Origin of the sequence: Devosia sp., assembly GCF_039927955.1 — a bacterium.
GTDB lineage: Bacteria > Pseudomonadota > Alphaproteobacteria > Rhizobiales > Devosiaceae > Devosia.
The window spans coordinates 33,847-57,431 of record NZ_JBDSUA010000035.1 but is presented as its reverse complement, the minus strand read 5'-3'; the positions used below and the strand labels follow the sequence as shown (position 1 = coordinate 57,431).

The 23,585-nt window shown below is 61.5% G+C and carries 25 protein-coding genes; 13 read left to right on the top strand and 12 right to left on the bottom strand.

The genetic code is table 11. The features are described from left to right. Positions 1-67: 67 nt before the first annotated feature. Together ABIT12_RS10205 and ABIT12_RS10200 are read right to left on the bottom strand one after the other, a co-directional pair. On the bottom strand, positions 68-565 hold the full coding sequence (locus ABIT12_RS10205) for an N-acetyltransferase family protein (RefSeq protein WP_348045542.1): 498 nt from the start codon (positions 563-565) through the stop codon (positions 68-70). 88 nt (positions 566-653) lie between these two features. Then, on the bottom strand, positions 654-1,427 hold the full coding sequence (locus ABIT12_RS10200) for a Bax inhibitor-1/YccA family protein (RefSeq protein WP_348045540.1): 774 nt from the start codon (positions 1,425-1,427) through the stop codon (positions 654-656). A gap of 207 nt (positions 1,428-1,634) precedes the next feature. Between ABIT12_RS10200 and thpR the strand changes: the two genes are divergently transcribed. The 6 genes from thpR to ABIT12_RS10170 all read left to right on the top strand — a co-directional run bounded on the left by thpR (position 1,635) and on the right by ABIT12_RS10170 (position 7,348). Next, positions 1,635-2,183 carry an RNA 2',3'-cyclic phosphodiesterase gene (gene thpR, locus ABIT12_RS10195; protein ID WP_348045538.1) on the top strand — a complete coding sequence of 183 codons (549 nt, stop codon included), beginning with the start codon at positions 1,635-1,637 and terminating at the stop codon, positions 2,181-2,183. Positions 2,184-2,419: 236 nt separating this feature from the next. Beyond that, positions 2,420-2,941, top strand: coding sequence for an invasion associated locus B family protein (locus tag ABIT12_RS10190; protein WP_348045536.1), 522 nt, complete (start codon positions 2,420-2,422; stop codon positions 2,939-2,941). A gap of 78 nt (positions 2,942-3,019) precedes the next feature. Continuing rightward, entirely contained in the window at positions 3,020-3,532 is a 513-nt protein-coding gene (locus ABIT12_RS10185; protein WP_348045534.1) for an invasion associated locus B family protein, read from the top strand. Between the two features lie 105 nt (positions 3,533-3,637). Then, positions 3,638-5,440, top strand: coding sequence for a sulfotransferase (locus ABIT12_RS10180; RefSeq protein ID WP_348045532.1), 1,803 nt, complete (start codon positions 3,638-3,640; stop codon positions 5,438-5,440). Between the two features lie 92 nt (positions 5,441-5,532). Beyond that, positions 5,533-6,735 (top strand): 23S rRNA (adenine(2503)-C(2))-methyltransferase RlmN, encoded by a 1,203-nt coding sequence (rlmN, locus tag ABIT12_RS10175; protein ID WP_348045531.1) that lies wholly within the window; start codon positions 5,533-5,535, stop codon positions 6,733-6,735. Positions 6,736-6,793: 58 nt separating this feature from the next. Then, positions 6,794-7,348, top strand: coding sequence for an alpha/beta fold hydrolase (locus tag ABIT12_RS10170; RefSeq protein WP_348045529.1), 555 nt, complete (start codon positions 6,794-6,796; stop codon positions 7,346-7,348). 6 nt (positions 7,349-7,354) lie between these two features. Here the strand turns inward: ABIT12_RS10170 and ABIT12_RS10165 are convergent, their stop codons facing one another. The 3 genes from ABIT12_RS10165 to ABIT12_RS10155 all read right to left on the bottom strand — a co-directional run bounded on the left by ABIT12_RS10165 (position 7,355) and on the right by ABIT12_RS10155 (position 9,670). Further along, positions 7,355-8,203, bottom strand: coding sequence for a 23S rRNA (adenine(2030)-N(6))-methyltransferase RlmJ (locus ABIT12_RS10165; protein ID WP_348045527.1), 849 nt, complete (start codon positions 8,201-8,203; stop codon positions 7,355-7,357). 78 nt (positions 8,204-8,281) lie between these two features. After that, on the bottom strand, positions 8,282-8,926 hold the full coding sequence (locus ABIT12_RS10160) for a LysE family translocator (protein WP_348045525.1): 645 nt from the start codon (positions 8,924-8,926) through the stop codon (positions 8,282-8,284). Positions 8,927-9,205: 279 nt separating this feature from the next. After that, positions 9,206-9,670 carry an Lrp/AsnC family transcriptional regulator gene (locus tag ABIT12_RS10155; protein WP_348045600.1) on the bottom strand — a complete coding sequence of 155 codons (465 nt, stop codon included), beginning with the start codon at positions 9,668-9,670 and terminating at the stop codon, positions 9,206-9,208. A gap of 127 nt (positions 9,671-9,797) precedes the next feature. Between ABIT12_RS10155 and ABIT12_RS10150 the strand changes: the two genes are divergently transcribed. The 6 genes from ABIT12_RS10150 (at position 9,798) to ABIT12_RS10125 (ending at position 16,961) form a co-directional block, all read left to right on the top strand. Further along, a complete protein-coding gene (locus ABIT12_RS10150) occupies positions 9,798-11,024 on the top strand; it encodes an argininosuccinate synthase (protein ID WP_348045523.1) in 1,227 nt (408 codons plus the stop codon). A 141-nt stretch (positions 11,025-11,165) separates the two neighbouring features. Beyond that, positions 11,166-13,295, top strand: coding sequence for an EAL domain-containing protein (locus ABIT12_RS10145; protein ID WP_348045521.1), 2,130 nt, complete (start codon positions 11,166-11,168; stop codon positions 13,293-13,295). Between the two features lie 258 nt (positions 13,296-13,553). Beyond that, complete coding sequence (typA, locus tag ABIT12_RS10140; RefSeq protein ID WP_348045598.1) at positions 13,554-15,368, top strand: translational GTPase TypA; 1,815 nt, start codon at positions 13,554-13,556, stop codon at positions 15,366-15,368. 95 nt (positions 15,369-15,463) lie between these two features. Then, complete coding sequence (locus ABIT12_RS10135; RefSeq protein ID WP_348045519.1) at positions 15,464-16,072, top strand: DedA family protein; 609 nt, start codon at positions 15,464-15,466, stop codon at positions 16,070-16,072. Between the two features lie 278 nt (positions 16,073-16,350). After that, positions 16,351-16,641 (top strand): YggT family protein, encoded by a 291-nt coding sequence (locus ABIT12_RS10130; RefSeq protein WP_348045517.1) that lies wholly within the window; start codon positions 16,351-16,353, stop codon positions 16,639-16,641. A 5-nt stretch (positions 16,642-16,646) separates the two neighbouring features. Next, the gene (locus tag ABIT12_RS10125; protein ID WP_348045515.1) at positions 16,647-16,961 is read left to right on the top strand and encodes a DUF167 family protein; all 315 of its coding nucleotides are present in this window, start codon (positions 16,647-16,649) and stop codon (positions 16,959-16,961) included. Here the strand turns inward: ABIT12_RS10125 and ABIT12_RS10120 are convergent. The 6 genes from ABIT12_RS10120 to deoD form a co-directional block, all read right to left on the bottom strand. Further along, positions 16,958-17,257: a hypothetical protein gene (locus ABIT12_RS10120; protein WP_348045513.1), complete on the bottom strand. Its 300-nt coding sequence runs from the start codon at positions 17,255-17,257 to the stop codon at positions 16,958-16,960. The two genes, ABIT12_RS10125 and ABIT12_RS10120, sit on opposite strands and share 4 nt — an antisense overlap. 127 nt (positions 17,258-17,384) lie before the next feature. Next, positions 17,385-17,699, bottom strand: coding sequence for a hypothetical protein (locus ABIT12_RS10115; protein ID WP_348045511.1), 315 nt, complete (start codon positions 17,697-17,699; stop codon positions 17,385-17,387). A 90-nt stretch (positions 17,700-17,789) separates the two neighbouring features. Then, entirely contained in the window at positions 17,790-18,605 is an 816-nt protein-coding gene (locus tag ABIT12_RS10110; protein ID WP_348045509.1) for a hypothetical protein, read from the bottom strand. Next, positions 18,605-19,951 carry a hypothetical protein gene (locus tag ABIT12_RS10105; protein WP_348045507.1) on the bottom strand — a complete coding sequence of 449 codons (1,347 nt, stop codon included), beginning with the start codon at positions 19,949-19,951 and terminating at the stop codon, positions 18,605-18,607. The genes ABIT12_RS10110 and ABIT12_RS10105 overlap by 1 nt, the downstream gene beginning before the upstream one ends. A 592-nt stretch (positions 19,952-20,543) precedes the next feature. Next, a complete protein-coding gene (locus tag ABIT12_RS10100) occupies positions 20,544-21,167 on the bottom strand; it encodes a hypothetical protein (protein WP_348045505.1) in 624 nt (207 codons plus the stop codon). Next, positions 21,154-21,870 (bottom strand): purine-nucleoside phosphorylase, encoded by a 717-nt coding sequence (gene deoD / locus ABIT12_RS10095; RefSeq protein WP_348045503.1) that lies wholly within the window; start codon positions 21,868-21,870, stop codon positions 21,154-21,156. Before deoD ends, ABIT12_RS10100 begins: the two co-directional genes overlap by 14 nt. A 125-nt stretch (positions 21,871-21,995) precedes the next feature. Here deoD and argC point away from each other — a divergent pair, with 125 nt between their 5' ends. Continuing rightward, positions 21,996-22,946 carry an N-acetyl-gamma-glutamyl-phosphate reductase gene (gene argC, locus ABIT12_RS10090; protein WP_348045501.1) on the top strand — a complete coding sequence of 317 codons (951 nt, stop codon included), beginning with the start codon at positions 21,996-21,998 and terminating at the stop codon, positions 22,944-22,946. A gap of 5 nt (positions 22,947-22,951) precedes the next feature. Here the strand turns inward: argC and ABIT12_RS10085 are convergent, their stop codons facing one another. After that, complete coding sequence (locus ABIT12_RS10085; RefSeq protein ID WP_348045499.1) at positions 22,952-23,503, bottom strand: hypothetical protein; 552 nt, start codon at positions 23,501-23,503, stop codon at positions 22,952-22,954. Positions 23,504-23,585 lie beyond the last annotated feature (82 nt).

The following is a 23,585-nucleotide window of genomic DNA, read 5'->3' as shown; positions in this document are numbered from 1 at the left end:
CCCTTGCGGGAGAAGGTGGCCGAAGGGCGGATGAGCGGTATCAAGCGGTGACGTCCAGCGTTATCTGCTACAGCGCCCGCTGCATATGAATGACGTCGAGCCAGCGATCGAACTTGAGGCCCAGGGCTTCGTGGCGGCCGACGTGGTGGAAGCCGAATTTTTCGTGCAGGGCGATGGAGCCGGCTGACTCCGCGGTGATGACGGCGATCATCTGCTTGAAGCCGAAGATCTGGCTCTGGGCGATCAGTTCGGCCAGCAGCACTTTGCCCAGGCCCTGGCCGATGGTGTCGGGGCGCAGGTAGATGGAGTCTTCGCAGGTGAAGCGATAGGCGGGGCGGGGGCGGTAGGTGGAAGCATAGGCGTAGCCGACCAGTTCACCGGCGCATTCGGCGATGACGATGGGATGGCCGGCTTCGAGCATGTGGCCGAATTTTTCGGCCAGATAAGTGGGGCCGGGCGCTTCGAGATCGAAGGTCGCCGTCGAGGTTTCGCAATAGTGCTTGTAGATGGCGGTGATGGCGGGGACGTCGCCCCACTGGAATGGGCGCAAGGATATGTCGGACATGGCGGAACCAATGAAAAAGACCGCTGTCATTTAGACAGCGGCCCGATTTTTCGTCCAACCAAATTCGTTGATCGTGCGATCAACGATCCTAGTTGCGCTGGTTGCCGAACAGGCGAAGCATCATCATGAACAGGTTGATGAAATCGAGGTAGAGCGACAGGGCGCCCATGATGGCACCCTTGGCCAGCAGTTCGGCGCCGTGGCTTTCCGAATAGCTTTCCTTGATCTTCTGGGTGTCATAGGCGGTTAGACCGACAAAGATCAAAACGCCGACGATCGAGATGATGAAGCCGAGCGGGCCCGACGGGAAGAACATGTTGACGACCGAGGCGATGATCAGCCCGAACAGGCCCATCATCAGGAACGAGCCGAACTGGGTCAGGTCGCGCTTGGTGGTGTAGCCATAAAGGCTCATGGCGCCGAAAGTGGCGGCGGTGATGAAGAACACCTTGGCGATCGAGGCGCCGGTATAGACGAGGAAGATCGACGAAAGCGACAGCCCCATCACGGCGGCAAAGGCCCAGAACACCAGCTGTGCGGTGCTTGCCTTCATCTTGTTGATGCCAAAGCTGAGCACCAAAACGAACGCCAGCGGCGCCAGCATCACCACCCACTGCAGCGGGCTGTTAAACAGCAGGGCGCCCCACTGGGTCACCAACGTGCCGTTGCGCAACTGGCCAACGGCGGCATCTGGATTGGTGGTCACTGCGGCATTGGCAGCAAACCAGGCGACCACGCCGGTGACGACCAGCCCGATACCCATGTAATTGTAAACGCGCAGCATGTAGCTGCGCAGACCTTCGTCAATAGCTGCGGCCGAGCTGGCCCGCGTATTGAGGGTCTGACGGTCAAATTCAGCCATGATCAATGTCCCTTTCCCATCAAACGGATGCGGGTTTGATACCCGCCAGAGGCGTCGTTTGCGCGCCACTTGCCAACAATATGTATGCGGCACACCCTCAATACAAGGGAGATCGCCGTCCTGTGACGATAAGGCCCTAGGCGCGGATTGGCATTATGGTAGCGTCGCAATACGAATCGCGCGTTGTTTTGCAAAGAGGAGGGCCCCATGCCCCGGCTCTTTACCGGCCTCGAAATTCCGGCCGATGTGGCTTTCGCCCTATCGCTCAAGCGCGGTGGATTGCAGGGTTCGCGCTGGATCGATGCGGAAAATTACCACATCACGCTGCGCTTTATCGGCGATGTCGATATCCGCACGGCCAATGATGTGGCCGATAGCCTGGACCGGCTGTCCAATTCCACCGCCTTCACCCTCAAGCTCAACCATCTGGGCGCCTTTGGCGGCGACAAGCCGCGGGCGCTCTATGCGGGCGTCGAGGTCAACGACACGCTGATCCGGCTGCAGGCAGCCCATGAGCGGGTGTTGCAGCGGGCGGGCCTCGAGCCGGAAGGGCGCAAATTTGTGCCCCATGTTGCCTTGGCCCGACTGCGCGGGGCGACGGCCGGGGATCTGGCGCGGTTCATGGCCATGGCCGGGCGGTTCGAGCCACTGGAATTTTCGGTAGGGCGGTTCGTGCTCTATTCAAGCCGGGATTCGGTGGGTGGCGGACCCTATGTGATCGAGCAGAGCTATCCGCTGGCCGAATTTGCCGCCTGAGCGCCTGGCGCCTTTCCGGTCAACTTCACGCAAGTGTTAGGGGTTTTTTAACCGTAGCGGCGCAAACGCTGGTGCAGGTGATCGAACGCGCCAAATTGCCGTCACGATTGGCGTCCACTGCCATGGGTATTAAATCAAAATGCGGCGGCTTTTGACACCTTGGTAACCATGTTCTGGTCATGCTGGCGGGCAGCAGATCAAATCATGCGCCCTTTTGAACAGAGGATGACTTGGCAATGACGACGAAAACCCGCGGTCTCGTGTTTGGCCTGGCTGTCGGCTGTTTCATTTTAGTGGCTCCACAGGCTTTCGCCCAGGAAGCCACCGAACTGGGCACCTTCAATGCCTGGACAGCCTGGAAGGCGACCGATGCCAGCGGCCAGATCTGCTATATCTCGGCCGAGCCGCAGTCCAGCGACCCCGCCGGCGCCAATCGCGATCCGATCCATTTCATGATCATCCACCGCAAGAGCCTGGGTACCAAGAACGAAGTGCAGACCATTGTCGGCTATCCGTTCAACGCCACGGCAGCGGGGGCCAGCGCCGCAGTGGACAGCAAAAGCTATCCGATGCTGACTGAAGGCTCGGCCGCCTGGCTGGCCTCGACGGCCGATGAAAGCGCGTTTGTCACCGCGTTCAAGGGCGGCACCAAGCTGACCGTCAAGGGCACCAGCCAGCGCGGCACCAAGACCACCGATACCTATTCGCTGTCGGGGGCGACCGCGGCAATGAATGCCATCGACGCCGCCTGCAAATAGGCACCTGCACTACCAATGATCGCCCGGTTGGGCGGGATACGTTCTCGCCCGACATCTGGGCCAGCAAGAGGCCTTTGGATGAGATTTGCCACGTTCTGCACCGCACTGGGCCTGGCGCTGGCTGCCACCACGGTTGCCGCCAATGCTGAATCGGTGCGCCTGCTCGGCGATTTCCGCGACTGGTCATCCTACGCGTCGGCCGACAGTTCGACCGGGGCGGTGTGCTTTTCGCTGACCAAGCCAAAAACCGTGGAGCCACAGCCGGACGGCTATACCCAGGCCCATCTCTACATCACCCATCGCCCGGCCGAGAACATCAAGAACGAGTTCAACCTGGTCGCGGGCTTCGCCTTCCAGCCCGACAGCACCGCCACGATCACCGTGGGCGGGCAGAGCTTCACGCTGTTTACCCAGAACGATACCGCCTGGCTCGACGATGCCAACCAGAGCGACAATCTGGCCAGCGCCATCCGCGCCGGATCATCCATGGTGGTTGAAGGCACCACCGCGGGGGGCATCAAGGTGGTGGAGAATTTCTCGCTGTCGGGCGCCACCGCTGCGGCCAAGGCGATCAACGACGAGTGCAAATAGCGGCGAGCCCAATGCCGCAGCTGCATGGGTGACAAGCGAATAATTAGTATCCTAACGTTGTCATAAATTTGCTACGCACGAAGCGATCTATTCAAGAGTCGCGGCGTGAATAACCGAATTCATCAACGTCCTCAGACATCTGCGACTGTACGCCTGGAGCTCCGCCAGGCCATCGGCAGGTGGCAAAGTGGCAGTCCAGCCGAGGCCCGTACGGTTTTGGCCGGCATTTTGGCGCGCGATCCCCGGCAGGTCGATGCGCTCCATCTCAGTGGCATTCTGGCCTTGCAGGCTGGCCGGCTGAACAAGGCGTATGACCTGTTGATCCGGGCGCTGCGGGTCTGGCCCGATTTTGCCGCTGCCCGCGCCGATATTGGTTTGGTGTTGTTCAACCTCGACCGGCTGGACGAGGCGGCGATCCATCTCAACAAAGCCCTTCTATTGCAGCCCGATATGGCCGCCGGGCTGGTCAATCTGGGCATGGTGGAACACCGGCGCGCCGGGGCAGCGGTGGCGCTGAGCTATTACCGTCGCGCCATTGCGCTCCAGCCGCTCATGGCCGAAGCACACAATAACCTGGCCATGGCGCTGCTCGATTTGAGCCAGGCCAGCGAGGCGGTCAGCGCGGCGACCGAGGCTGTCCGCCTGGAGCCCAAACTTGCCGAGGCTTACCAGACCCTTGGCAAAGCGCGCGATCATCTGGGCGATTTCGATGGCGCGGTGGTGGCGCACCGGCAGGCCATAGCGCTCCAGCCACAATCGGCCAAGCTGCACGCCGACCTGTCCAACACCCTGCTCAGCTATGGTTATCTGAAGGAGACCGCAGACGAGTTGCGGCTGGCGCTACGGCTGGATCGGCGCAACGGCGAATGGCATCAGCAGCTGTCCCATCTCGTCAAGCACCTGACCCGGGATGACGATATCGTTGCCATGGAAACGCTGATGGCGGAGCCGGGCCTGCCGGACAGCGAGCGGATGCAGTTGTCTTTCGGCCTGGGCAAGGCGCTCGACGATATTGGGGAGACGGGCGCGGCCTTCGCCCATTTCGTCGTCGGCAATGGCCTGAGACGGCAGAACCTCAGCTATGATCCGGCCCAGACCGCGGCGCAGTTCGCCGATGTGATGGAAAGCTTTGATGCCGCGGCGTTTGAGCGCCATCAACACAGCGGCTTTGCCGACAGCACGCCGATTTTTGTGCTCGGCATGCCACGATCGGGCACAACCCTGGTCGAACAGGTGCTGGCCAGCCACCACGACATTTCCGGCGCTGGTGAATTGAGCCTGCTCAGCACCTTGGTTGGCCAGCTCAACCAACAACCCGGCGCGCTGCAATTTTCGCAACTGGTGCCCCGGCTTGACGGCGCCAGCCTGCGCCAGCTGGGGCAAGGCTATGTGCGCGATCTGCGCGCCTACGGCCCAACGACCGCCCATGTGACCGACAAGATGCCGGGCAATTTTCTGCTGATCGGCATGATCAAGCTGGCATTGCCGCGGGCCAGGATCGTGCATGTTCGGCGCGACCCGGTCGATACCTGCCTTTCGATCTACAAGAACCTGTTTGCAAATTCGGGGCTGCGCTATGCCTACGATCTTGCCGAAATAGGCCAGTATTACCAGCACTACGCACAACTGATGGAGCACTGGCGATCGGTGCTGCCAGGGTTCGTCTACGAAGTGGGCTATGAAGCGCTGGTGGGCGACCAGGAGGGCGAAACGCGCCGCTTGTTCGATTGGCTTGGTCTGGATTGGGACCCGGCCAGCCTCAATTTCCAGGATAATGCCCGCCCCGTGCATACCGCCTCCAATGTGCAGGTTCGACAGCCGCTCTATTCGAGCTCCATCGGGCAGGTTGGCAAATATGGCGAGGCGGTGGGGCCCTTGCTGCAAGCGCTTGGGCTGGATCAGGGCTGATATGCTCGGGCTCTCCCCAGAGTTACTTTGCGTAACCGCGTCCGATATGCTATTGGCCGCGCCAATCCTGCAGTTCCGGACTTTTCCCCGCCATGAGCATTGCGCTGAACCTTGATCATTCGTCTGCGGTGCGTCCCGAAGTGGCGAGCCGGCCGTCGCTGATCGGGCTGAGCAAACCGCTGCTGGCCGAGGCGCTGCAGGGCGTCGGCATTGCCGAAAAAGAAAGCCGGATGCGGGCCAGCCAGTTGTGGAACTGGCTCTATGTCAACGGCGTCACCGATTTCGAGCGGATGACCAATATCGCCAAGCCGGTGCGGAACTTGTTGGCGGACCAGTTTATCCTTGATCGGCCCGAGATCGTTTCGGAGCAGGTCTCGTCGGACGGCACCCGCAAGTGGCTGTTCCGCTTTCGCGATCCGGCCAATCCCCGGCTGCCACCGGTCGAGATCGAAACCGTTTATATTCCAGAAGAAGATCGCGGCACCCTGTGCGTTTCCTCGCAGGTGGGCTGCACGCTGACCTGCACGTTCTGCCATACCGGCACGCAAAAGCTGGTGCGCAATTTGACGCCCGGCGAAATCCTGGGGCAGATCCTGATGGCGCGCGAGCGGCTGGGCGATTTCCCCGGTGGCGTGCGGCCCAATGATGGCGGGCTGGTGCCCGGCGGCGAAAGCCGCGCCATCACCAATGTGGTGATGATGGGCATGGGCGAGCCGTTGTATAATTTCGACAATGTGAAGCAGGCGCTGCTGATCGCTTCGGCTGGCGATGGCATGAGCCTCAGCAAACGCCGGATCACGCTGTCGACCTCGGGCGTGGTGCCCTATATCGAGCGCACTGGCGCCGAAATCGATGTGATGCTGGCGATCTCGCTGCATGCGGTCAACAACGACCTGCGCGACGTTTTGGTGCCGATCAACAAGAAATATCCGCTTGAAGAGCTGCTCGACGCCTGCCGCAATTATCCTGGGCTTTCCAATGCGCGCCGCATCACCTTTGAATATGTGATGCTCGACGGTATCAATGACAGCGATGCTGATGCGCGCGAACTGGTGCGGCTGCTGGCCGGCATTCCGGCCAAGATCAACCTGATCCCGTTCAATCCGTGGCCTGGCACCAATTATGGCTGCTCGCCGTCGAGCCGGATCGAGCGTTTTGCCGATATTGTCAACAAGGCTGGCTATGCGAGCCCGGTGCGCACCCCGCGCGGCCGCGATATCTTTGCCGCCTGCGGCCAGCTCAAGAGCGAAAGCGAACGCCTGAGCAAGAAGGACAGAGATGCGCTGACGGCCTGACTGCAACCGATCAAGACTTTTGCCGTTGCGCCTTCGACACGATACCGAGGAGGCCGCAATGACCCGACATATCCTGTTTGTGCAAGGCGGCGGTTCCGGGGCGCACGACGCGTGGGACAATCATCTGGTCGATGACCTGCAGCGGCGGCTGGGGCCGGATTTTGCCATACGCTATCCGCGCCTGCCGCAGGAAGACGATCCCGATTTTGCCCGGTGGAGCGCGGCGCTAGCTGACGAATTGGCAAGTCTTGAGGACGATGCCATCATCGTCGCGCATTCCATCGGCGCAACGATCCTCATCAATGCCATTGCCAAAAGCCCACCGGCCGTTCGGCTGGGTGGCATTTTCCTGCTGGCCGCGCCCTTTATCGGGCCGGGTGGCTGGCCAAGCGGGGACGTTAAGCCCGATCCCAAGCTGGGTGATGCGACGCCAAAAGGGGTGCCCATCTTTTTCTATCACGGAAGCAGCGACGACACCGCGTCGCCTGAACATGCCGAACTCTACGCACGCGCCGTCCCGCAAGCCGTGGTAAGGCGACTTGCTGGACGCGACCACCAGCTCAACAACGATCTGACAGAAGTTGCTGCCGATATCCGCAGCCTTGCCGGATAGGCAGGATCACCCCTTCGCCAGCCATTCCAGCAGCACCCTGCCGCGTCCCGCATCGCCCAACAGGTCCGCCAGCGGCGGCAGCAAGATCTTGAGTTCATCTTCCAGCGTGAAAGGCGGATTGATCACGATCATGCCGGTGCCGTACAAGCGCGCCGGGGTGGAGGGTGGTCGGACAGTGACTTCGGCGCGCAGGATCTTGCCGATGCGGGTGGATTTGAGGTCGCGCACGAAGCTGTCGACTTCGGCTGAATCCTTGATCGGATACCACAGCGCATAGATGCCGCCGGGAAAGCGGGTGACGGCTTTTTCCAGACCAGCGACCAGGCGGGAGAAATCGCCCTTGAGTTCGAACGGCGGGTCGATCAGCACCACGCCACGCTTTTCCCGGGGTGGCAGGTGGGTGCCAAGCGCGGCCCAGCCATCGAGTTCGGTGACCCGGACCTGAATGTCGCCGGCAAAGTTTTCGCGCAGGGCAGCAGCGTCTTGCGGATGCAGTTCGAGCGCGAACAGTCGGTCCTGCTGGCGCATCAGGGTGCGGGCGATCAGCGGCGAGCCGGGATAGAAGCGCAGGACGCCATCCGGGTTCTGCGCCCTGACCGCATCGAGATAGGGCTGGGCCAGTGCCTGTGCGGCAGGCGGCAGCGCGGTGTCGAACAGGCGGCCGATGCCATGGAGCCACTCGCCGCTGCGTTCGGATTGCTCACCCTGCAAATCGTAGAGGCCGACGCCGGCATGGGTATCGAGCACGCGGAAGGCAGCGTCCTTGCGCTTCAGATAGTGGATGATCCGCGAAAGGATCAGGTGTTTGACCACATCGGCGAAATTGCCGGCGTGGAAAGCGTGACGATAGTTCACTTGCGACCCGTCAGGGGCATATCGCGCCAGTGGCGCGATATGAGCAATGAACGCCCGGAGCCAAGCGACGGGCCATGACTACTTGCGCCCCTCGGCAAACAGGATGGTGACGGCAAAGGCGGTAAAGACGCTGGCAAAGGTCCAGTTCAGCGCTCGCTGTACCCATTTGTTGGCGGTCAAGACCTTGGTCAGCCGCTCGGCGGCGAACACCATGGCGACGGCCAGTGGGATCGAGACCAGGATGAATTCAGCGCCGAGGAAGAACAGCTTGCCCGGGGCGCTGGCATCGTGCCGATCAACGAATTGCGGCAGGAAGGTCATGAAGAACAGCAGCACCTTGGGATTGAGCAGGTTAATGCCGACGCCGGTCAGAAAGCTCTCCTTGAGGGTGGGAATGCGCTGCGCCTTTTCCGAAATCTTCAGCCCGCCGCCATGGAAGATGGCCTGATAGGCCAGCCACAGCAGGTAGAGCGCACCAGCGATCTTGAGCACCCAGAAGGCGGTTGGCGCGGCGACGATCAGCACGGAAATGCCGAGGGCCACCAGGGTGGTGTGTACCGCGATCCCCACCATGGCGCCGGCAGCGGTGGCAAAGCCATGGGTGCGGCCATAGTTGATCGAGCGCGACAATTGCAGCGCCATATCCGGGCCGGGGGTGATCGCCAGTACGAAAGCGGCGATGGCGAAGGTGAGGATGACGGAAAGGTCTGGAATAAAGCTCATGATCGCCTTTTGATTGCTGCGCGATGCGGTAGCAGGATCATGGCACGGGGGTTATTATCGCTGCAACCACCTCCCCTTGGTGGGGGGCTGGGAGGGGTGCGCGGAGCCTGGATATTGTGGCTCAATCACCCCCACTCTTGATCCCTCCCCACAAGGGGGAGGGTGTCGACTGCCATATTCGGGCAGGGGAGCTTTCCAGACAGGGCTGCCGTGCCCCTCGAAAGGGGGCCGCATCGCTGCGGTGGAAATTCTGCGGATAACCTGGGCTATCGATCCACTCTAGAGCGGCAACTCGTAGGTGCGCTTGATGGTTTCCATCGGCACGTCGGTCTTGACGCTTTGTACGCTGGGGATACGCATCAGGTAGTCGGACTGGAAGCGCCAGTAGGCGTGCAGGTCGGCGGTGATGATGCGCATGATGGCGTCGCATTCGCCGGTGGTGAGGTAGCATTCCACCACCTCGGGAAACTTGCGGACGGTTTCGGCGAACTGGTGCGTGGTTTCGGCATCCTGGGTCTTGAACCAGACCCGCGCGAACACGGTGAGGCCGACGCCGAGCTTGGCGCCGTCGAGCACTGCCACATAGCGATCGATGACGCCTGATTCCTCGAGCAGCCGCACGCGGCGCAGGCAGGGGGAGGGTGACAGCCCGACCTCGTTGGCCAGTTCGACATTGGACATGCGCCCGTTGTGTTGGAGCGCACGCAGAATGCGGCGGTCGATGGCATCGAGCATTTTTGGCAGTTCCTGCTAACGATAGGCAGCCTGGTGACGGTATCTGCCACAAGATCGCCGATACGTGCTTTTTTCGCAAGATAGTTGCGCGTGATCTGGTCTATCGTTCCAACTGAAGACATATGGAACCATCGTCATGGCAAAAGACATCAAGAAAGTCGTGCTGGCCTATTCGGGCGGCCTCGACACCTCGATCATCCTCAAATGGCTGCAGGAAACCTACAATTGCGAGGTGATCACCTTCACTGCCGACCTGGGGCAGGGCGAAGAGCTGGAGCCGGCGCGCAAGAAGGCCGAGATGATGGGGATCAAGGAAATCCACATCGAAGACCTGCGCGAAGAGTTCGTGCGCGACTTTGTGTTCCCGATGTTCCGCGCCAATGCGGTCTATGAGGGCGTTTATCTGCTCGGCACCTCGATTGCCCGGCCGCTGATCGCCAAGCGGCTGGTGGAGATCGCCCAGCAATCGGGTGCCGATGCGATTTCCCATGGCGCCACCGGCAAGGGCAATGACCAGGTGCGGTTCGAACTGACCGCCAATGCGCTCGACCCGTCGATCAAGGTGATTGCGCCGTGGCGCGAATGGGATTTGCGCAGCCGTACCCAATTGCTGGCCTATGCCGAAAAGAACCAGATCCCGATTGCCAAGGACAAGCGCGGCGAAGCCCCGTTCTCGGTCGATGCCAATCTGCTGCACACGTCGTCCGAGGGCATGGTGCTGGAAGATCCGGCGGTGCCGGCGCCCGACTATGTGGCTCAGCGCACCGTCAATCCGGAAAACGCGCCCAACGAGCCCGAGATCATCACCATCGGCTTTGAAAAGGGTGATCCGGTTTCGGTCAATGGGGTCAAGCTGTCGCCGGCAAACCTTCTGACCAAGCTCAACGAGCTGGGTGGCAAGCACGGCGTCGGCCGGCTCGATCTGGTGGAAAACCGTTTTGTCGGCATGAAGTCGCGTGGGCTTTATGAAACCCCGGGCGGCACCATCATGCTGGTGGCGCATCGTGGCATCGAATCGATCACGCTCGACCGTGGCGAGGCTCATCTCAAGGATGAGCTGATGCCCAAATATGCGGAGCTGATCTACAATGGCTTCTGGTTCGCGCCGGAGCGCGAAATGCTGCAGGCGCTGATCGACAAGAGCCAGACCTTTGTCACCGGCGAAGTGACGATCAAGCTCTACAAGGGCCAGGCCAGCGTCATCGCGCGCACCTCGCCCTATTCCTTGTACAACATGGATCTGGTGACCTTCGAAGAAGGCGCCGTGGCTTATGACCACAAGGATGCGGAGGGCTTTATCCGGCTCAACGGGTTGCGGCTCAAGACCTATGCGGCACGTAATAAGTCCTCACAAGGGAAGTAATCGTTGTGGCGGGCGTCAATAGCGGCGCCCGCTACAAATGTGATTGACCGCGTCGGTATCGTTTTAAAGCTGCGTTAAGCTGGCTTGCGTAGGTTCCGTCGGGCAGGTGCGCCAGAAGGCGTCTGTCGAGGGATTGACCGGGTGCAAACCGAAGACTTTGGCAGTTTCAATGAATTGGCCGAGGCGCTGCTGCTTGATGCGGCGCTGGAAAACATTCCCTATGGCTTTTGCGTCTGGTCGCCGCAGTTCCGCCTGGTGATGTGGAACAAGCATTATCGCGACATCTACGGGTTTTCCGAGAGCGATATTGTTCGGGGCATGACGCTGGAGGACGTGGTGGCGCTCTCCGCCAACCTGGGCAATCATCCCGATCTGAGCCCGGTGGCGTTTTATGAAAACTACACCAGCGAACTGCTGAACAATCGCAGCGGGTTGCGCACCAAGAGCCAGGAAGTGGTTCACGGCGGCCGCACCATTGAAACCGCGCATGTCTATTCGGCGGCCATCGGCTGGGTGATTACTCACGAAGATATCACCGACGAAATCGCGCGCACCGAAGTGGTGCAGAAGCGCAAGCTGGAGCTGGAACGGCAGAACATCAGGCTTGATGCCGCCGTCAACAATATCAGCCAGGGCCTGTGCATGTTCGACCCCAAGGGTCGCCTGGTCATCTGCAACCAGCCCTATGCCAAGATTTACAACCTGCCCGAGCGGATGCTGAAGCCAGGCACCCAGCTCGAAGATATTCTGGGCCATCTGTTCGACGTGGGCATGGAAGCGGGCGGCACACGCGACGAATATATCGCCTGGCGCCGCGAGGTGATTTCCAAGGGCGAATACGGCAAGAACATCCATGAGCTGAGCGGCCGCACCATCATGATGCAGCACCATCCGATGAAGGATGGCGGCTGGGTTTCAACCCATGAAGATATTACCGAGCAGCGCCAGAACGAGGCGCGCATCCAGCATCTGGCCCGCCACGATGCGCTGACTGATCTGCCCAACCGGATCGAATTTCTCGAACAGATGACCAAGACCGAAGCCAGCATCAAGCGCGGCGAAATGGCGGCGGTGCTGTATATCGACCTGGATCATTTCAAGGCGGTCAACGATACGCTGGGCCATGCGGTCGGCGACGAATTGCTCAAGCAGGCTTCGGCACGGCTGTGGGGCACGACGCGCGAAAGCGACGTGCTGGCGCGGCTGGGCGGCGACGAATTTTCGCTGCTGATCCGCCCGATCGAAAGCCCGGAAGATGCGGCGCGGGTTGCCGACCGCATCATCAAGGCGATTGCGGCACCGTTCCTGATTGCCGGCCAGCAGATCGAAGTGGGCGCCAGCGTCGGCATTGCGGTGGCTCCCAACGATGGCGACAAGACCGATACGCTGATGAAGAACGCCGATCTGGCGCTCTACAAGGCCAAGAGCGAAGGCCGTTCGACCTATCACTTTTTTGAAAGCGGCATGGATGCCGCGCTGCAGCAGCGCCGCTCTATCGAAGCAGGATTACGGCTGGCGCTGCAGAAGCAGGAATTGCGGCTGGTGTACCAGCCGCTGCTGGGGATTGCCCAGAACCGCGTCACCTGCGTGGAGGCGTTGTTGCGCTGGGACCATGAGGACCGCACCATCTCGCCGGTCGAGTTCATCCCGATCGCCGAGGAGACCGGGCTGATCGTGCCGATCGGGGAATGGGTGTTGCGGCAGGCCTGCCTGACTGCAGCGACCTGGCCCGGCGATGTGCGGGTGGCCGTCAACCTGTCGCCGATCCAGTTCAAGAACCGTGATCTGGTTGGTCTGGTGCGTTCGGCGCTGGCCGATGCCAAGATTCCGGCGACGCGGCTGGAGCTGGAAATCACCGAATCGCTGCTGCTGGCCGATAACGAGCAGACGCTGAAGGCGCTGCATGACCTGCGTGCGATGGGCGTGCGGATTTCGATGGACGATTTTGGCACCGGCTATTCGAGCCTGAGCTATCTCCGAAGTTTCCCGTTCGACAAGATCAAGATCGACCGCTCGTTCATGCGCGACCTGACGACACGCGGCGATAGCCTCGCGATCATCAAGGCGGTGATTGGCCTGGGCCAATCGCTGGGCATGTCGACCACGGCCGAGGGTGTGGAAACCGAAGAGCAGTTCGACATGGTGCGCGCTCAAGGGTGCGATGAGGTTCAGGGCTATCTGTTTTCGCCGCCGATTGCGGCGTCCGCGCTGGCCAATCTGCTGCATGCCGAAGCCGAAAGCGCCATGCCCAAGCAGAAAAAAGCCTCCTGATCCAGCCTTGCGCAACGCTGGCCTGCCCCGGCGGGCCAGGCCTTTTGTTGACCATTGCATGGACTAGCACAGCAGGCTTGCGCGGCAAGACCTTGTTTGTGCGGCCATCATGGGGTATGGCAGCCCGGAATGTGCCAGTGTGATCGTGACCCGATCGGCACAAAACTGTTTCCCGCACGATCCTAGTCGTCAAACGGTCCTCATTGTTTCATGAGCACCTTCGGTTTTGGGATCATGCCAACAATGGCTGACCAACCGATGTCTTTGCGCAATATTGCGATTATTGCCCACGTTGACCATGGCAAGACCACGCTGATCGACGTTCTTTTGAAGCAATCCGGCTCGTTCCGTGACAATGAGCGCGTCGAAGAACGCGCCATGGACAGCAATGATATCGAGCGCGAGCGCGGCATCACCATTCTGGCCAAGGTTACGTCGCTGCTGTGGAAAGATACCCGCATCAATATCGTCGACACCCCCGGCCACGCCGACTTCGGTGGCGAAGTCGAGCGCATCCTGTCGATGGTTGACGGCGTGGTGATCCTGGTGGACGCGGCCGAAGGCCCGATGCCCCAGACCAAGTTCGTGCTGGGCAAGGCCTTGGCGCAGGGCCTGCGTCCGATCGTGGCGATCAACAAGATCGACAAGTCCGACGAACGGCACCTCGAAGTTCTCGAAGAAATCTTTGATCTGTTCATCGCGCTCGACGCGACCCCTGAACAGCTCGATTTCCCGGTGCTGTACGGTTCGGCCAAGCAGGGCTGGATGAGCGAACAGCCGGAAGGTCCCAAGGACAATCTGGGCCCGCTGCTCGACAAGGTTATCGACTACGTCAAGGAACCCAAGGTCGAGCCCGGCCCGTTCAAGATGCTGGTCACCACCATCGAGCGCAACCCGTTCCTGGGCCGCATCCTGACCGGCCGGATCTTTTCGGGCACGGTCAAGCCGGGTGATCCGATCCACACGCTGTCGCGTGAAGGCAAGATCATCGAAAAGGGCCGGGTCTCCAAGGTCCTGGCCTTCCGGGGCCTGGAACGCACCCCGGTCGATATCGGCGAAGCTGGCGATATCGTCGCCATTGCGGGCCTCGAAACCACGACGGTGGCCGACACCATTTCGGTGCCGCAGAACATGACGCCGATCCCGTCCAAGCCAATCGATCCGCCGACCCTGTCGGTGACCTTCCGCATCAATGACGGCCCGCTGGCCGGCCGCGAAGGCGACAAGGTGCAGTCCCGCGTGATCCGCGAACGGCTGCTGCGCGAAGCCGAAGGCAATGTGGCGATCAAGGTGACCCCGGGCGCCGACAATGACTCGTTCGACGTTGCCGGCCGCGGCGAATTGCAGCTGGCGGTGCTGATCGAAAACATGCGCCGCGAGGGCTTTGAGCTGACCATTGGTCGTCCGAAGGTCTTGATGCGCGAAATCGACGGCGAGAAGTACGAGCCGATCGAAGAAGTTATCATCGACGTCGATGATGAATACACCGGCACCGTGGTGCAGAAGCTGACCGAGCGTAAAGGCGATCTGGTGGAAATGCGCGCCTCCGGCGTTGGCCGTACCCGTATCCGCCTGCATGTGCCGACCCGTTCGCTGATCGGCTACCAGCCGGAACTGTTGAGCGACACCCGCGGCACGGCGATCTTCAACCGCCTGTTCCACGAATTTGCTCCGTATAAGGGCAATCTGCCGGGCCGTCGTACCGGCGTGCTGATATCCAACGGCACCGGCCAGTCGGTGGCTTTCGCGCTGTGGAACCTGGAAGATCGTGGCCCGATCATGATCGACTCCGGCGTCGACATCTATGAAGGCATGATCATCGGCGAGCACAGCCGCGAAAACGATCTGGAAGTGAACGCGCTCAAGGGCAAGCAGCTGACCAATATCCGCACCACGTCCAAGGACGAAGCGGTGCGGCTGACGACGCCCAAGAAGCTGACGCTGGAACAGTCGCTCGGCTATATCGCCGAAGACGAATATGTCGAAGTGACGCCCAAATCGATCCGCCTGCGCAAGATCTGGCTCGATCCGAATGATCGCAAGCGCTTCATGCGCTCCAAGCAGTCGGCTTAATCATTGGGGCCGGGTACGAAAGTGCCCGGCCTCGTGGTTCGAGGCTCGCAAAAGCTCGCACCTCACCATGAGGACGTGCCACCAAGGAGCGCCACATGAGCGAATGGATCATCTCGATCGTCACCCAATGGGGTTATGTCGGCATCTTTGCGATGATGGTGCTGGAAAACATCTTTCCACCGATCCCGTCCGAGCTGATCATGCCGTTTGCCGGCTTTGCCGCTGCCAATGGTGATCTCAATGCCATCGGGGTGATCGTGGCCGGCACGCTTGGCTCAATTGCCGGCACGCTGGCCTGGTACTACGCGGCGCGGCTATTGGGCATCGAGCGGTTTCGCTCGCTGTGCAACTGGTTCGGGCGCTTTGCCACGATTTCCGAGGATGATATCGACCAGGCGGTGCACTGGTTTGGCCGCTATGGCCGCTGGGCGGTGCTGTTTGGGCGGCTGGTACCGGCAATCCGCACGTTGATTTCGGTGCCTGCAGGGTTGGCGGCAATGCCGCTGCCGCTGTTTTTGGCTGTGTCGACCATCGGCACTGCGAGCTGGACCGTGATCCTGACCGGCGCCGGTGCCGTGCTGCACGAGCATTATCATCTGGTCGAGGGTTGGCTCAATCCAGTGACCATGGGCGTGATGGTACTGGCGGTGGCGATCTATGTCTGGCGCTTCATCACCTGGAAGCCGATCAAGACCATTGGCTAGGCCGTTGCAAAACGCGAGGCGGTTGCATTCTGCAAACGCCATTGCATCCAAAACGCGAAACTTTACAGTCGCTTAACCATAACTTTCCTGGTTTTGCGGACCTCCGGCTCTGGCACGCTTCGTGCAGTTGGTAGGATGTCCGTAGTTTTGTTTTGCGTACCGGATGTCAGTCATTTGAGCCCTGCTTCGTTTTGCCCGAAGCGGGGCTCTTTGCCGCTGAGTCTTGTGAACACGGTCTTGACCAACTAGATATTGCCCAGTTTTCCGAGGAGCCTCCCATGCGCGCCGTGCTCGATATTATCCTTTTGATCCTGCAGCTGTATTACTGGGTGATGATCGCCATGATCGTGATGAGCTGGCTGATCTCGTTCAACGTGATCAACACGCGCAATCAGTTCGTTGCTTCGGTGTGGCGCATCCTCAACCAGCTGACCGAGCCGGTGCTGGCGCCGCTGCGGCGCATCCTGCCGAAGTTCTCGGGGTTGGACCTGTCGCCGATCGCGCTGTTCCTGATCATCTTCTTTATCGAACGCATCATCGCCTACTACATCTATCCCTACGTGTTCTGATCCGCTTGGATCGGCCCGGCTGCTATCGGCTCAGTCCCCAGGGGCTGAGCCTTTTTGTTCGGGTGACGCCCAATGCCGGGCGGGATGCCATCGAGGGCGTGGAAACGCGCGCTGATGGTTCGGTGGTGCTGCGGCTGCGGGTGAAAGCCGTGCCCGACAAGGGGCAGGCCAATGCTGCCGTGACGGCGTTGCTGGCCAAGGCGCTGGGCGTGCCAAAATCGGCCGTGAGCCTGACAAGCGGGGAAACCGCGCGGCTCAAGACACTGGCGATCGCGGGTGATGGCGCCGCGCTGGCCGCAGCCATCGAGGCGCTGGTCTAGTCGCGCGGCACAAATTCGAATTCGGCTTCATTGCCGCCCGATGGGTCATCGGAGACGCGCAGCGCCAGCTGGTTGGCTTCGAGCGCTTCGAACCATTCGTCCCAGCCGACCAAGGCGAAGCCGCCAACGTGGTCGGGGCCTTCATTGCCGTCGGAGTTGAGCGCGTCCTGCCCGAAGGTGAGCTGGAGCAGGGTGCGGCTGCCGCTGCCGTCCGGAACCTCCATCAGCATGGGATTGCCGGCGCGAGCGCTGGTCCAGAGGCGGATATCTTCGCGAGAGACGAGGGTTTTGGGCATGGTGATAAATCCTGCAACGAATGCAGGAACAAGGCGGCCGCCGACGCTTGGTTCCGTCCGCCGATGAAATTGCCTGGAGCCTGACGCCAAGGCGGGCCGGGTAGATCCCGGCCCGATGATGGCAAACTCAGTGCCGCAACTGGCTGGCGAATGCGCCGTGCCGTTCGACGAATTCGAACGCCATGCTGTCGCGGCCGGAAACCTTGAGCGCCAATTGCTGGCGATCGAGTTCGGCCAGCCAGGCGGTCCAGGAGACCGGGCTCATGCCGTCATCCAGTTCGAGTTCGGAATTTTCGCGCTGCCGCCGTTCAAAGCTCAGGCACAGGCGCGATTTCATGTCACCGAAATTGTCGCGCACCCGGGCGATGGCCGGGATGCCTTTATTGTCGCTGACCCAATTCTGGATATCGCGATGCCGCGTCAGTGTGTGGGTATCTTTCATGATGGCCTCCCCGCCATTGTGCGTCGCTTTAAGGAGCCAAACGAGCCTGGTCCTCCACCAGTTCCGCAAGGCATAACAATTAATGCGTCGTTAATGCGTGATTTTGGTCGCGAGCTTGAGCGCCTCCATTTCCTTGGGCGTCAGGTAATACAGATGGTCCGGCGGCGTCTCGAGCGCATGCAACCATAGCGCCGGATCAACACCGGCCGATGACAGGAAGCGGGTGATCTGCGCGGTCATCGACTGGGCATCGGACATGGCCAGCCCCGCGGTTTTGGCCAATTGCGCCGGATCGGCGGAAATCGAGGCGGCATAAATCTGATGCACGCCGATGGCGGCCTTGTCGGAGGCGAGGCGCTGTTTGCCGGCAGCAAAAATGATGGGGCAGGATGAGGCACAGAGGGAGCCGGCGGCGACCGCGGTCGCGAAGCCTTTTTCCTGGATCAGAGCGCCAATCGCGAGCGCGTCCATCACTGAACCTCCCGGCGAATCAAGGCCTACAGTGTCCGCGTATTCGCCATGCGCTGCAACCTCTGCTGCAAACCGGTCGGCGGCGCCGATATCTATGGTGCCGGTGAGCGCCAGAATACCACCGCTGGCAAGCGCGATGGTCATCGGCGCATCGAGCGTTGCGGTGGGCGTGGTGACCTGGGGGTGCGGACCATCGTCCGGACTATCGGGGTTGAACGGGGGGAGGACCGGCTGGGCGGGGGCGCCGAGCAGGGCGTCGGCCGAGGTCAGTTCGCGGTAATCGACGTACAGCACCGACAGTGTGCCGAACAGCAGGATGAAGAACGCCACCCGCATGATCTGGCCATCTTCAAAGCCGGCAAGCCAGGCAATGATCCGCCGGTAGAACGGCCCGGCACGGTCGGGGGCGCGCGCATTGGCATCGGTGGGGGCCATCAGGTGCGGACCGGGCCATCGGTGCGCTGGCGCTTGGCTGCGTCGATGGGGGTGACCGTGGTGTCGTTCGGGTCGGGGATTTCCGCTTTTGCGACGAGCGGCTCGACCACGGGCCTGTCGGCCGGCGGGTCGATGGTTTCGGCGGGCAAGGGAATGCCGGCCTGCTGCATCTGCCGGTAGAGCGCCATGGCGCGGATCATTTCGGCGGCGGTGATGTTTTCGGCTTCCTGCAGGGTTTCGGCATCGTTGCGCATGGCGTCGTTGACGATCATCAGCACCAGAACCAGCACCACCGGCAACAGGTCGATGGAAATGGCGCCAGCCCATGAGGGGATGAAATCGGACCAGTAGCGGATCACCGCTTCAGCCGAGGAGAGCGGCACGAAACGACGCTGCTCGACCTGGGGCGTGGCGAGAATCTCGTCGGCGGCCTGGGAGAGCTGGGCGGATTGGGCGGCCACCGAGGCGCGCACGGTTTCCATCACCTGATCCTGCCGGTTGGCCAGATCGGCGGAAGCACCATCGGCGACGGGGGCGATAAAGCCGGCAGAAAGGTCAGCCGAGGCGCGCTTGACCGAGGCGGCGACGCCGGTCTGCTGCAGGGCGGCGATCAGCGCGGAAAGCTGTACCGCTTCGGTCTGGAACTGATCGGAGCGCGGCTCGATGGTGCCGGGCGTGGACACCAGTTCGCGCATGGCGGCAAGGCGGGTCGAGGCCTGATCGAACAGGCCGGAGACCTCGTCGCGGCTGCCGGTGATGGTGGTTTCGAGCTGGCTCATCTGCGAGCCCATCTGGCTGAGCAATTGCACGACGCTGCCGGAGCCGGTGGTGCCGGTGAGGGCGCCCGATTCGCGTTCGCTGGCGGCGAGCGCTGTAAAGCGTTCGGCGGCGCGCTGCACGTCGGGCAGCAGCGATTGGGCCGCCAGCGCATTGGCATGGGCGAGGTCCAGGTCTTCGGCATAGCCTTGCAGGGTCACCGCCATGTGCTGTTCGAGCGCTGCGGAGCCGGCAAGCGCTGCGGCATTGAGCCAGGATGACATGGCCATGATCATGACGCAGCCGATAGCCATGGTGAGGAACAGGCCGACGCGCTGGATGCCCGAAACGACCAGCGGCACGAAGCGCAGCATGAAGCTCCAGAAGGCGTAGATGGCCACGGAGACGGCGGCCGAATAGATGATGGCGGCGAAGAACACGAAAGTGGCCGACCCATCCAGAATACCGCGCACGCCGAGATAGGTATAAACGCCCGAAGCCAGCGCCAGCACCGCCAGCGCAAAACGGGTCATCGTCTCCACCCCGCGCAGGGTTTCGTTGAGGCGATAGGCGTTGTTTTTCAGCTGCATTTTGGGTCCTCAGGTCGGGCTTAACGGCAGATTAACACAAGGATAGCGGCGGGATAGGGGCAGGCCGAAGCGCCGGACGGCGATGGCCTCCGGTTGGAATGGATGGACGGGTCCCGAGGCGCATGGCGTCCCGATGATAATTTGTATGTGAGGCACCGTGCGCCTCGGGACGCCGGGTTTTATGGCGATGGCGCACAGTGCCGGACTTTGCGCTGTCCAGGCTCATGGCCCATACGCCCAAGGAAGGCACGGTCCCTCCCTCTCCCGGCAGTCGTCTTGTCATTGGCCGTTGCAACACCGTCCGGCAAGACTGATGGGGGGCAGTATGGCACGAGTGTGTGGGGAGGGGGTTTGTTGGGCTTGGTGCGTAAGGTTCGTTCAGGTCGTGGGATGATGAGGGTTTGGTGGTTGCGGTGGCAACCCCCTCCCTAACCCTCCCCACAAGGGGGAGGGTGACATCGAGTTGTAGGCGAGATTTTGCTACATCCGCAGGGTTCACCCTCCCCCCTGCGGGGAGGGCTAGGGAGGGGGTCTTCCGGGCAATGGATTTCGCGGAGGGTGAGGGGAGCCTGGTGGGTGGGTGGCGAGAGGGCTACCCGTTGAACTTGGCCAGCAGTTTTTGCACCCGCTTGCGCTTGCTCTCCTGCGCAATGGTGTCCAGCCGGGTCTTCAAAATCCCGGTGAACTTGGCCAGCAGCGACTTTGGCACGACGGGCGCTATTTCTTCGGCATATGTGGGGAACTGGTTGGGGGCGCTGTCGGCGAGGCGGTCGAGCAGGATGGGACACATCCTGTCGGCGTCGCCGGCCTTGCTGAGCTTGACCAGCGTCATGATGCAGCGGTCCTTGGCGATCACCGAGCCGCGGTCGGCGGCGGCGACGATCCTGGGGACGTAGACCTCGACAGTCCTGGGTTCGACACTGGCGATGGCATCGAGCGCGGTCATGGCGCCCCAGACCAGCCGATTGCTGCCATCATCGAGCAGGGCGACGAAGTTTTTGGCATAGGGGGCGATCAGGTCGGGGCGGAGGGCGCCGATCTCGCAGAGGGTCTTGATAGCGTCGCTCTTGAGCGCGGCGCTGGCCGTGGTCAGGGCGTTGACCAGTTGGTCGATGGCGGTGGTGTCGGCAGACGCAGCCAGGGTTGCGGCCAGTTCGACATTGGGACCTTCGTCGTTGCGGCCAAGCGAAGTGGCGAGGCGATCAAGCGCGTTCATCGATAGCCACATCCAGTGCGAGAGTGACCATATCGGTCAGCGAGGTCTGGCGTGCTTCGGCGTCGATTTCCTCATGGGTGATCAGGCAATCGGTCATGGTGCAGATGGTCAGCGCCTTGACCCCGAAGCGGGCGGCCAGCGTGTAAAGCGTCGCCGCCTCCATTTCGACGCCGATGACGCCATGGGCCGGCAGGGTGTCGTACCCGGCAATGCCATCGGCGTGATAGAAAATGTCCGAGCTCAGCATATTGCCGGCATGAAAGCGCAGGCCTGCGGCTTCGGCCTTTTCAGCGGCAGAGCGGAGCAGGCCGAAATCGGCGATCGGGGCAAAGTTGAAGGCGCCAAAGCGACCTTTGACGATGGAACTATCGGTCGAGGCGCCCTGCGCCAGGATAATGTCGCGCACCTTGACCCTGGCGTTCAGCCCGCCGCAGGTGCCGACGCGGATCAGCGATTTAACGCCGTAAACATTGATCAGCTCATGGACATAAATGGCCAGCGACGGCTGGCCCATGCCCGAGGCCTGCACCGAAACCGGCTTGCCCTTCCAGGTGCCGGTATAGCCCAGGCAATTGCGCACCGAATTGACCAGTCTGGGGCGGTCGAAGAAGGTTTCGGCGATCCATTTGGCGCGCAGCGGGTCGCCCGGCAACAAAACGGTTTCGGCGTAGTCGCCCGGCTTGGCATGGTTATGCGGCGTCATTGTCGGCTCCTGCAATATCTCCAGGGAAGGTGGCATTGCAGGGCGCGCGGAACAAGGGTGCGTGGAACGGTCTTGACCTTGTCATGGTTGAAGTCCATTTACGCAAAACTTGACGGAGACAGCCCATGGTCGCGAAGATTTTCATCGATGGCGAAGCCGGTACCACTGGTTTGCAGATCCGCGACCGGCTGGCTGGCCGGCGCGACCTCGAAGTGATCTCGATTGCGGCCGACAAGCGCAAGGATCAGGACGAGCGCCAGCGGCTGCTCAATGCCGCCGATGTGGCGATCCTGTGCCTGCCCGACGATGCAGCAAAAGAAAGCGTCAGCCTGATCGAGAACGAGCATACGCGCGTCATCGACGCCTCGACGGCGTTCCGCATCCATGACGACTGGGCCTATGGCTTTGCCGAAATGGACCAGCATCAGGCCGAAAAGATCGCCGAAGCCAAGCGCGTCGCCAATCCCGGCTGCTGGCCGCAGGGCGCCATCGCCATGCTCCGCCCACTGGTGGAGGCGGGCCTGTTGCCGCCCGGCCATGATATTACCGTACACGGCATTTCCGGTTTTTCGGGTGGCGGGCGCGCCATGATCGAGGAGTATGACGCCGAGGGCGAGGACGCCAACGAGTTCCTGCCCTATGGGCTGAGCTTCAAGCACAAGCACCTGCCCGAGCTGCAGAGCTATGCCAGGCTGGCCCATGTGCCGCTGTTTACCCCTGCGGTCGGCAATTTCCGGCAGGGCATGGTGGTAACCGTGCCGCTGGTGCTGCGGACCCTGGCACGGGTGCCGACCGGCGCCGAAATGCACGCGGCGATTGCCGATCATTTCGCGGCTATCAAGAATGGCTTCGTGGAAGTCGCGCCGCTGGTTGCCGCCGAGCGGTTGGCGGAGCTCAATCCCGAGCTCTACAACGACACCAACCGCATGCGGCTGCATGTGTTTGCCGATGACGCCAAGGCACAGGCGGTGCTGGTGGCGGTCTATGACAATCTGGGCAAGGGCGCTTCGGGCGCGGCGGTGCAGAACCTCAACCTGATGCTGGGCGTGGCGGCGGATACGAGCCTGGCGGCATAAGCAGCTTAACCGTTGCTGGGCGGATGCTTGATGATTTCCCTGGCTTTGGCCTTCTGCTCGGGCACGGAGTAGTCGAGGATTTCGTAGCTGCGCACGTCAGCGCTGTCCGAAGTTATGCCCGCCTGCAGTACCTTGACGATCTGGTCGGCATTTTCGAGTTCGGCCGTGTCGGCGTCACTGGTGGCGTTGCCGAAGCCCAGCGATTTGGCGATCGCGCCGTGGTCCGCCTCGACCAGATCCATCTTGCCGGTGTCCAGGGTTCCGATGGAATAGGTGAAGCCGTTGCCGGCATCCTTGGACGAGATTTGCAGGACCAGTTTGTCCCCGGCAGCGGTAAATACCTTGAGGCGGTCGAAGTCGTCCTCGCCAGTAAAGCGGTAACTGTCCCCGTCGCGTTCGAGCACGTAAATGTCGCTGCTGGCCACTGCCATGAACTTGTCCGGCAGGGGCGTCACCGTCGCCATTCCGGCGAACGGATCGGTGGAGGACTCGACGCAGGCGCTCAGGCTCAGCACCGCACCCAGCCCCGCCACAAGCCGAATGATAGTATGTCTCATCGGCGTGTCTCCCTCGCTGGAGGTAGTCTTGACCATTTCACAGCATAATGATGCTGGCAATCTGACTCTGGCGTGAACGGTT

Coding starts and splice junctions, on each gene's coding strand:
- ABIT12_RS10205 (WP_348045542.1), bottom strand. CDS start 565: ATGTCCGACATATCCTTGCGCCCATTCCAGTGGGGCGACGTCCCCGCC.
- ABIT12_RS10200 (WP_348045540.1), bottom strand. CDS start 1,427: ATGGCTGAATTTGACCGTCAGACCCTCAATACGCGGGCCAGCTCGGCC.
- thpR (WP_348045538.1), top strand. CDS start 1,635: ATGCCCCGGCTCTTTACCGGCCTCGAAATTCCGGCCGATGTGGCTTTC.
- ABIT12_RS10190 (WP_348045536.1), top strand. CDS start 2,420: ATGACGACGAAAACCCGCGGTCTCGTGTTTGGCCTGGCTGTCGGCTGT.
- ABIT12_RS10185 (WP_348045534.1), top strand. CDS start 3,020: ATGAGATTTGCCACGTTCTGCACCGCACTGGGCCTGGCGCTGGCTGCC.
- rlmN (WP_348045531.1), top strand. CDS start 5,533: ATGAGCATTGCGCTGAACCTTGATCATTCGTCTGCGGTGCGTCCCGAA.
- ABIT12_RS10170 (WP_348045529.1), top strand. CDS start 6,794: ATGACCCGACATATCCTGTTTGTGCAAGGCGGCGGTTCCGGGGCGCAC.
- ABIT12_RS10160 (WP_348045525.1), bottom strand. CDS start 8,926: ATGAGCTTTATTCCAGACCTTTCCGTCATCCTCACCTTCGCCATCGCC.
- ABIT12_RS10150 (WP_348045523.1), top strand. CDS start 9,798: ATGGCAAAAGACATCAAGAAAGTCGTGCTGGCCTATTCGGGCGGCCTC.
- typA (WP_348045598.1), top strand. CDS start 13,554: ATGTCTTTGCGCAATATTGCGATTATTGCCCACGTTGACCATGGCAAG.
- ABIT12_RS10135 (WP_348045519.1), top strand. CDS start 15,464: ATGAGCGAATGGATCATCTCGATCGTCACCCAATGGGGTTATGTCGGC.
- ABIT12_RS10130 (WP_348045517.1), top strand. CDS start 16,351: ATGCGCGCCGTGCTCGATATTATCCTTTTGATCCTGCAGCTGTATTAC.
- ABIT12_RS10120 (WP_348045513.1), bottom strand. CDS start 17,257: ATGCCCAAAACCCTCGTCTCTCGCGAAGATATCCGCCTCTGGACCAGC.
- ABIT12_RS10115 (WP_348045511.1), bottom strand. CDS start 17,699: ATGAAAGATACCCACACACTGACGCGGCATCGCGATATCCAGAATTGG.
- ABIT12_RS10110 (WP_348045509.1), bottom strand. CDS start 18,605: ATGGCCCCCACCGATGCCAATGCGCGCGCCCCCGACCGTGCCGGGCCG.
- ABIT12_RS10105 (WP_348045507.1), bottom strand. CDS start 19,951: ATGCAGCTGAAAAACAACGCCTATCGCCTCAACGAAACCCTGCGCGGG.
- ABIT12_RS10100 (WP_348045505.1), bottom strand. CDS start 21,167: ATGAACGCGCTTGATCGCCTCGCCACTTCGCTTGGCCGCAACGACGAA.
- deoD (WP_348045503.1), bottom strand. CDS start 21,870: ATGACGCCGCATAACCATGCCAAGCCGGGCGACTACGCCGAAACCGTT.
- argC (WP_348045501.1), top strand. CDS start 21,996: ATGGTCGCGAAGATTTTCATCGATGGCGAAGCCGGTACCACTGGTTTG.
- ABIT12_RS10085 (WP_348045499.1), bottom strand. CDS start 23,503: ATGAGACATACTATCATTCGGCTTGTGGCGGGGCTGGGTGCGGTGCTG.